The sequence below is a fragment of the Micromonospora sp. NPDC051296 genome, from assembly GCF_040682255.1.
In the GTDB taxonomy this organism is placed as follows: Bacteria; Actinomycetota; Actinomycetes; order Mycobacteriales; family Micromonosporaceae; genus Micromonospora; species Micromonospora craterilacus.
Genome location: NZ_JBFBAO010000033.1, coordinates 23516 through 30762 on the forward strand (window position 1 = coordinate 23516; position 7247 = coordinate 30762).

At 70.8% G+C, this 7247-nt stretch carries 7 protein-coding genes; 2 read left to right on the plus strand and 5 right to left on the minus strand.

Going from position 1 to position 7247, the window contains the following annotated elements:
- Nucleotides 1–26: 26 nt before the first annotated feature.
- The 4 genes from AB0M52_RS06110 to AB0M52_RS06125 form a co-directional block, all read right to left on the minus strand.
- Nucleotides 27–725, minus strand: coding sequence for an acetyltransferase (locus AB0M52_RS06110; protein WP_363949544.1), 699 nt, complete (start codon nt 723–725; stop codon nt 27–29).
- Nucleotides 725–1837 carry a DegT/DnrJ/EryC1/StrS family aminotransferase gene (locus AB0M52_RS06115; protein ID WP_363949546.1) on the minus strand — a complete coding sequence of 371 codons (1113 nt, stop codon included), beginning with the start codon at nt 1835–1837 and terminating at the stop codon, nt 725–727. Before AB0M52_RS06115 ends, AB0M52_RS06110 begins: the two co-directional genes overlap by 1 nt.
- 20 nt (nt 1838–1857) lie before the next feature.
- Nucleotides 1858–2823 (minus strand): NAD-dependent epimerase/dehydratase family protein, encoded by a 966-nt coding sequence (locus AB0M52_RS06120; RefSeq protein WP_363949548.1) that lies wholly within the window; start codon nt 2821–2823, stop codon nt 1858–1860.
- A 67-nt stretch (nt 2824–2890) separates the two neighbouring features.
- Nucleotides 2891–3952 carry a Gfo/Idh/MocA family oxidoreductase gene (locus tag AB0M52_RS06125; protein WP_363949551.1) on the minus strand — a complete coding sequence of 354 codons (1062 nt, stop codon included), beginning with the start codon at nt 3950–3952 and terminating at the stop codon, nt 2891–2893.
- Between the two features lie 271 nt (nt 3953–4223).
- Between AB0M52_RS06125 and AB0M52_RS06130 the strand changes: the two genes are divergently transcribed.
- A complete protein-coding gene (locus AB0M52_RS06130) occupies nt 4224–4853 on the plus strand; it encodes an acyltransferase (protein ID WP_363949553.1) in 630 nt (209 codons plus the stop codon).
- 31 nt (nt 4854–4884) lie between these two features.
- Here the strand turns inward: AB0M52_RS06130 and AB0M52_RS06135 are convergent, their stop codons facing one another.
- Nucleotides 4885–5274 carry a PaaI family thioesterase gene (locus tag AB0M52_RS06135; RefSeq protein WP_363949556.1) on the minus strand — a complete coding sequence of 130 codons (390 nt, stop codon included), beginning with the start codon at nt 5272–5274 and terminating at the stop codon, nt 4885–4887.
- 105 nt (nt 5275–5379) lie between these two features.
- Between AB0M52_RS06135 and tyrS the strand changes: the two genes are divergently transcribed.
- Nucleotides 5380–6669, plus strand: coding sequence for a tyrosine--tRNA ligase (gene tyrS / locus AB0M52_RS06140; protein ID WP_363949559.1), 1290 nt, complete (start codon nt 5380–5382; stop codon nt 6667–6669).
- Nucleotides 6670–7247: the final 578 nt, after the last annotated feature.

The following is a 7247-nucleotide window of genomic DNA, read 5'->3' on the forward strand; positions in this document are numbered from 1 at the left end:
CTAGTTCCCCTCAACCCTCGACACTGTCATTTCCCGACCGCCGCGGCCGGCTCGCACTCGGCCGCCAGCCGGCTCGGCCGGGCGGCCCGCAGCCGACGGGCCGGGCTGCCGATCCACACCTCACCCGGCGGGACATCGCACAGCACCACGGAACCCATCCCGACCAGCGACCATTCGCCGACGGTCACGGCCTCCCGGACCAGCGCCCCCGAGCCGACGTACGCCCCGGTACGCAGCACCGCGCCGCCGCCGAGCCGGACCCCGGAGGCGAGGGTGACGTGGTCGGCGACCCGGCCGTCGTGGGTGAGCACGACCTGCGGCATCACCGCCACGTGCGCCCCCACCGTCACGTCCGCGGTCAGCACCACCCCGGCCAGCAGCACCGTGCCGGGGCCGACCGAACTTCCCGCGCCGATGTCGGCGGCCGGATGGATGATCGTCGCGTACCGCTCGGCCGGCAGCCCCAGCCGGTGCACGATCCGCTGCCGGGCGGCGTAGTCGCCGGGATTGCCGATGCAGACCACCGCCGCCGTGTCGGGCAGCTCGGCCAGCCGGTCGATCGCGCCGAGGATCGGCAGACCGGCCCGCTCGGTGCCGTGCAGCGCCGGGTCGTCGTCGAGGAACCCGTGCAGCCGCCACGTCGGCCGGACGGCGTTGACCGCCCGTACCGCCGCCGCGGTCTCCCGCGCGAATCCGCCGGCGCCGACGATGACGAGGTCGCGCATTAGCCGGCCAGTTTGCGCAGTACGCCGACGATGTGGTCCTGGTCGTCCTCGGTCAGCGCGTGGTGCAGCGGCAGGATCAGCGAGTCGCGGGTCAGTCGCTCGGTCACCGGCAGCGGCCCGGGCGTCACATCGGTGTAGGCCGGCTCCAAGTGGGCGGCCATGATGCCGCGCCGGGCCGAGACACCGGCCGCGGCCAGCTCCGCGAGCACCTCGTCGCGGCCCACCCCGTACTCGTGGTTGATCAACACCCAGAACGACTGGTAGTTGGTCTCGCCGTACGCCGGGTCGCGGACCGGTACCAGCCCCTCGATGGTGGCGAGCAGGTCGTGGTAGCGCGCCGCGAGCGCCCGCCGGTGGGTCACCAGCTCCGCGAGCCGGCCGAGTTGCACCAGCCCGATCGCCGCCTGGATGTCGGTCATCCGGTAGTTGAAGGCGGTCTCCAGGTAGGACTCCAGCACCGGCTGGGCGCTGGCGTGCCGGTCGGCCGCGGAGACGTTCATCCCGTGCTCGCGCAACTGGCGCAGCCGGGCCGCCCACGCCGGGTCGTCCGTGGTGACCATCCCGCCCTCACCGGTGGTGAGCAGCTTGCGGGGGTGGAACGACCAGGCGGAGATGGTCGAACCGGCGCCGACCGGCTGTCCGTACGCGGTCGAGCCGGCGGCGCAGGCCGCGTCCTCGATCAGCGGCACTGCCCAACGGCTGCCGGCCTCCCGCAGTGCGGCGACGTCGAACGGCACGCCGCCCTGGTGCACCGCGATGACCGCCCGGGTCCGCGGGGTGCGCACCGCGTCGACCGTCGCCACCGTCAGGTTGCCCGTGGCGAGGTCGACATCGGCGAACACCGGGGTCGCGCCGACGTAGCGCACCGCGTTGGCGGTGGCGATGAAGGAGAACGACGGGACGACCACCTCGTCGCCCGGGCCGACGTCCAGCACGACCAGCGCCAGGTGCAGAGCGGTGGTGCAGGAGCTGACGGCCACCCCGTGGCCGGCACCGACCAACGCGGCGAACTCCTGCTCGAAGCGGGCCACCCGCGGCCCCTGGGCCACCCAGCCCGACCGGACCGCGTCGGCGGCGGCCTGCGCCTCCTCCTCGCCGAGGCGCGGAATCATGACCGGGATCCGACGGTCACTCACTTCTCGGCCCGCCACCAGTCGACCAGGCCCTGAAGTCCTTCGTGCAGGCTGATCTCGGCGCGGAAGCCGAGCTTCTGCGCGGCGGTGGTGGTGTCGGCCAGGCGGCGGGTGACTCCGTTGACCGCGCGGGCCGGCCCGAACTCCGGAGCCAGGTCGGACTTCATCACGTCGCTGAGCGCCTGGGCCAGTTCCCGCAGGCTGGTCTCGGTGCCGCTGGCGATGTTGAACACCTCGTCGGTGACGTCGGCCCGGGCGGCCAGGATGTTGGCTCGGGCGATGTCGGCGACGTGGACGAAATCCATCGTCTGCAGGCCGTCGCCGAGGATCAGCGGGGGCCTGCCCGCATCGAGTCGCTCCATCCACCGGATCAGGACCTCGGTGTAGAGGCCGTGGATGTCCATCCGGGGGCCGTACACGTTGAAGTAGCGCAGCGCGACGTAGTCCAGCCCGTACATGCTGTGGAAGCTGCGCAGCATGCCCTCGTTGAACGCCTTCGCCGCGCCGTAGAACGTGTCGTTGTGGTACGGGTGGTGCCGCTCGGTGGTCGGGAACTCGTCGGCGAGGCCGTACACCGAGGCCGACGAGGACAGGACGACCTTGCGCACCTTGGCTGCGGCGGCCGCCTCCAGCACGTTGAACGTCCCGTCGACCAGCACCTCGTTGGCGAGCCGCGGCTCCTCGGCGCACTGAGTGATGCGGATCGCGGCGAGGTGGAAGACCAGGTCCTTGCCCTGGGTGAGTTCGTGCACGAGCGCGGCGTCCCGGATGTCCCCCTCGACGAGGCGGACGGTGCCGTGCGGCAGGGCCCGGGCGAGGTTCTCCCGCCGGCCCCGAACGAAGTTGTCGAGGACGACCACCTCGGCCGCACCGCCGGCGGTCAGCTCGTCCACGACGTGCGAGCCGATCGTGCCCGCCCCACCTGTTACCAGGGCGCGCGCCCCGGCGATCTCCACCGCGCTCATGACCGCAATCCGCTCCAATCCGTGCCGCCCAGCGGCTCCGTCGCACCGGGTCCCATGCCTCGCCCGGTCACGCCTCTGTCCACTCAACGAGGTCGACCAGTCTTCCGCCCTCGGCAAGGCTGCGGGAAGCGGCCTCCAGGATGGCGATCACCCGCAGACCGGACCGTCCGTCGGTGAGCGCCGGGGTGCCGCTGCGGATGGATCGGGCGTACTCCTCGACCATGGTCCGCAGCGCCTCCCGCTCCGTCAGCGCCGGCGCGACCATGTCCCCGGAGCGGTACGACACCAGCATGTCCCGGCGCTGCTCGTCAGCGAGCTCCTCCGCCGAGGCCACGTCCACCCCGCGGTCGAAGATGGAAAGCCGCTGACTGGGGTTGAGATCGTCCCAGACCAGGGTCCGCTTGGAACCGCCGATGATGGTGGTCCGGATCTTCACCGGCGAGAGCCAGTTCACGTGGATGTGCGCGATCGCCCCGGTGTTCAGCCGCAACGTCAGGTAGGCGACGCAGGCCCGGCCCGCGCCGATGCGGTCCGCGCCGTGCGCGGCCACCGCGACCGGAGCCACGCCGGGCGGCAGGACGAAGTCAAGAATCGACAGGTCGTGCGGGGCCAGGTCCCACATCACGTCGATGTCGCGCTGGACCAGCCCCAGGTTGATCCGTACGGAGTCCAGATACTGCAGTTCGCCCAGTTCCCCACTATGGAGCAGCTCGCGGATACGCAGCACCGCGGGCGTGTAGCAGTAGGTGTGGTCGCACATCAGCGACAGGCCCCGACGTTCCGCCTCGGCGACCAGCGCCCGCCCCTGCGCGGAACTGGCCGCCAGCGGCTTCTCCACGAGCACGTGTTTGCCGGCCCGCAGCGCCGACATCGCCACCTCGAGATGGGTGCCGGCCGGGGTGGCGATGGCCACCGCCTGCACCGTGTCGTCGGCCAGCACCGCGGCCAGATCGTTGGTGGCCTGGACCGTGGAGTAGCCGCCGAGCACCCGCTCGGCCCGGCCCACGTCGAGGTCACAGAGCCAACGCAGCCGAAAGTCGGTGGAGGCCTGGAAGTTACGGACGAGATTGGGACCCCAGTAGCCGGCGCCGACGACGGCCACGCCGATCGGATCGTGCGATGAGTTCACGGAAATCCGTTTCGCTAGGCAGGACAGGACACGTTCGCTGAGGGGTGAGTCAGGAAGGTCCGTCCGGCAAGCTATCGAGACGCCATCGGGTTCGCCAGTGCACTGACAGAATTCCAGCAATGCCGCCGGGGCGAGTGGGCCATTCGGTTCGCCGCCCGCCCCAGGTGGTCCATATCCGCGCCCTTCGTCGGCTTGCCTACATCGGCCTTGTCGACCAGCGGTTACCGTTCTCCAGCCGAAGGACACCTCCGTACGGCGGAAGGAGCCACCGATGACGAACGACCCGGGGACCCAGCCTGGCGATGTGCAGATCGCACCGACCGCCGACGTCGACGAGCGAGCCACCGTTCGTCCGGGCACGCGCGTCTGGCACCTGGCGCAGGTCCGCGAGGGTGCCTCGGTCGGCCAGAACTGCATCATCGGCCGCGGTGCGTACGTGGGGCCCGGCGTCCGCCTCGGCGACAACGTCAAGCTGCAGAACTACGCCCTCGTCTACGAGCCGGCGCAGCTGGCCGACGGGGTCTTCGTCGGGCCGGCCGCGGTGCTCACCAACGACGAGTACCCACGGTCGGTGACCCCCGACGGGCGGCTCAAGAGCGGCGACGACTGGACGGCGGTCGGCGTGGTGGTCGGCGAGGGCGCGGCGATCGGCGCCCGGGCCGTCTGCGTGGCACCGGTCACCATCGGCCGATGGGCGCTGATCGCGGCGGGCGCCGTGGTCACCCGGGACGTACCGGACTTCGCGCTCATGGTCGGCGTTCCCGCCCGCCGGGTGGGCTGGGTGGGGCGCACCGGTGAACCGCTGGTCGCCAAGGGCGACGGCCAGTACGTGTGCCCCCGTACCGGAGCCGAGTACCGCGAGGACGCGGGACGGCTGACCGAGCTGACCCGGCCCGGATAGCCGGGCCGGGTCGGGCGCTGGCGGTACGCCGTCAGGCGGCGGCCGGGTAGAGGTTCTGGAGGCGGACCTGGCCGCGGGCGACCAGCCGGGCCTCGGCGTCGGTGATCTCCACCTGCCACAACTGTTGGCTGCGTCCCCGATGCACCGGGGTGCCGACCGCGGTCAGCTCGCCGTCGCGGACCGCCCGCAGGAAATCGGTCTGGTTGGACACGCCCACCACCTGCCCGCGGTCGCCGAGCCAGAGGGCCCCGCCCACGCTGGCCGCCGTCTCCACCACCGCGCAGTAGACCCCGCCGTGCTGGATGCCGTACGGCTGGTGCAGCTCCGGGCGTACTCGCCAGCGGATCGTCACCCGGTCGCCGCTGACCTCGTCGAACTCCAAGCCGAGCAGGGCGACGAAACCGCCCGACATCGTCGGCATCTCCACGGCAGCCTCCTCGATCTTGGCGCCGCCAGCCTAGTCCGGCGCGTGGCGCGGCCTAGCCCGGTGGGTCCGGACCCGCTGCATGGGGGAGAATCGGTGACCGTGACCGACAGCAACCTTCCGCCGACCGGGCGGGGCTCCCTGACCGATGACCTGCGGTGGCGCGGCCTGATCCAGGACTCCACCGACCCTGACGAGCTGCGTGCGCTGCTCGACGGCTCCGAGGCTGCCTTCTATGTGGGCTTCGACCCGACTGCGCCGAGCCTGCACGTCGGCCACCTCATGCAGGTCGCCACGGCCCGCCGCTTCCAGCTCGCCGGGCACCGCCCGCTGCTGCTGGTCGGCGGTGCGACAGGGCAGATCGGTGACCCGAAGGAGAGCGCGGAGCGCAGCCTCAACCCGCCGGAGGTCGTCGCCAGCTGGGTCCAGCGGATTCGCGATCAGCTCGCGCCCTTCGTGTCGTACACCGGCGACAACGCCGCCCAACTGGTCAACAACCTGGACTGGACCGGCGAGATGTCCGTGGTCGAGTTCCTCCGCGACGTGGGCAAGCACTTCCCGGTCAACAAGATGCTGGCCCGGGAGGTGGTCCGGGCCCGGCTGGAGAGCGGGATCAGCTTCACCGAGTTCAGCTACCAGCTGCTGCAGGCCAACGACTTCTTCGAGCTGCACCGGCGGCACGGCTGCCAGCTCCAGTTCGGCGGCTCCGACCAGTGGGGCAACATCACCGCGGGTGTCGACTACGTACGGCGCCGCGGCCTCGGGCCGGTGCAGGCGTTCACCACGCCGCTGGTGACGAAGTCGGACGGCTCCAAGTTCGGCAAGACCGAGGGCGGCGCGATCTGGCTCGACCCAGAGATGACCAGCCCGTACGCCTTCTACCAGTTCTGGATCAACGTCGACGACCGGGACGTGGGCCGCTACCTGCGCTACTTCAGCTTCCGTTCCCGTGAGGAACTGGAGGTGTTGGAGAAGGAGACCGCGGAGCGTCCGGCCGCCCGGGCGGCGCAGCGTGCCCTCGCCGAGGAGCTGACCACCCTCGTGCACGGCGAGCGGGAGATGGCGCAGGTGGTCGCCGCCAGTCAGGCGCTGTTCGGTCGGGGCTCGCTGGAGGAACTGTCGCCGGCGACCCTGCGCGCGGCGCTGGCCGAGGCCGGCCTGGTCCACCTCGGCGAGTTGCCGGACGTGGCCACCCTGCTCAAGGAGTCCGGCCTGGTGCCGAGCATGAAGGAAGCCCGCCGGGTGATCGCGGAGGGCGGCGCGTACGTGAACAACAACCGGGTGACCGAGGCCGACGCGGTGGTCGCGCCGGAGACTCTGCTGCACGGCCGGTACCTCGTGCTGCGCCGGGGCAAGCGCTCGTTCGCCGGCGTGGAGCTGGACAGCCAGTAGTAGTCGGCGGTGTGACGTGGAACGCGCCCGGCGGATTTGACGATCAATCCGCCGGGCGCGTAACTTTCTCTCTGCCAGCGCGGAACGGACGAAACAGGTCGAAAGACCTCAGGCCGGAAGCGCGGGTGGACCTCTCGGGTCTGGTGGGTACGCCCGCCGGTACCGGGACCGGGTGGTGCCCCGGATTCGTCGCGAGGCGGATTTGGCGAGGCGGAACCGACCGGGTAGGGTTAACGGCCGGCAGGGAACCAGGCGCGCTTGCGGGACACCGCAGCGGCTGGCCTGCCAAAACCACGACAGGAACGGCGAAAGCCGCACCGAATCGTGGTGCCCGGAGAAATGGTTTGAAGCGCGACAAAGCGGCAGCAGCCGGTTTGACACGGTAGAAACCACCGGGTAACGTAGTAAAAGTGCCCGGCGCGAGAGCGGCGGGTGTGTGGACGAGATGCCCCGGATGGGTGCCTGCGGTTTGTGGGTGTGCCTGATGGTGTGTGGTTGTTCTTTGAGAACTCAACAGGGTGCTTGATAAGCCAGTGCCAAATTGATTATTACCCCGGACTGGTCAGGCTTTGTGTCTG

Bases quoted from the DNA above. Each gene is read 5' to 3' on its own strand.
- AB0M52_RS06120 (WP_363949548.1), bottom strand. From the start codon at position 2,823: ATGAGCGCGGTGGAGATCGCCGGGGCGCGCGCCCTGGTAACAGGTGGG.
- AB0M52_RS06130 (WP_363949553.1), top strand. From the start codon at position 4,224: ATGACGAACGACCCGGGGACCCAGCCTGGCGATGTGCAGATCGCACCG.
- AB0M52_RS06115 (WP_363949546.1), bottom strand. From the start codon at position 1,837: ATGATTCCGCGCCTCGGCGAGGAGGAGGCGCAGGCCGCCGCCGACGCG.
- AB0M52_RS06110 (WP_363949544.1), bottom strand. From the start codon at position 725: ATGCGCGACCTCGTCATCGTCGGCGCCGGCGGATTCGCGCGGGAGACC.
- AB0M52_RS06135 (WP_363949556.1), bottom strand. From the start codon at position 5,274: ATGCCGACGATGTCGGGCGGTTTCGTCGCCCTGCTCGGCTTGGAGTTC.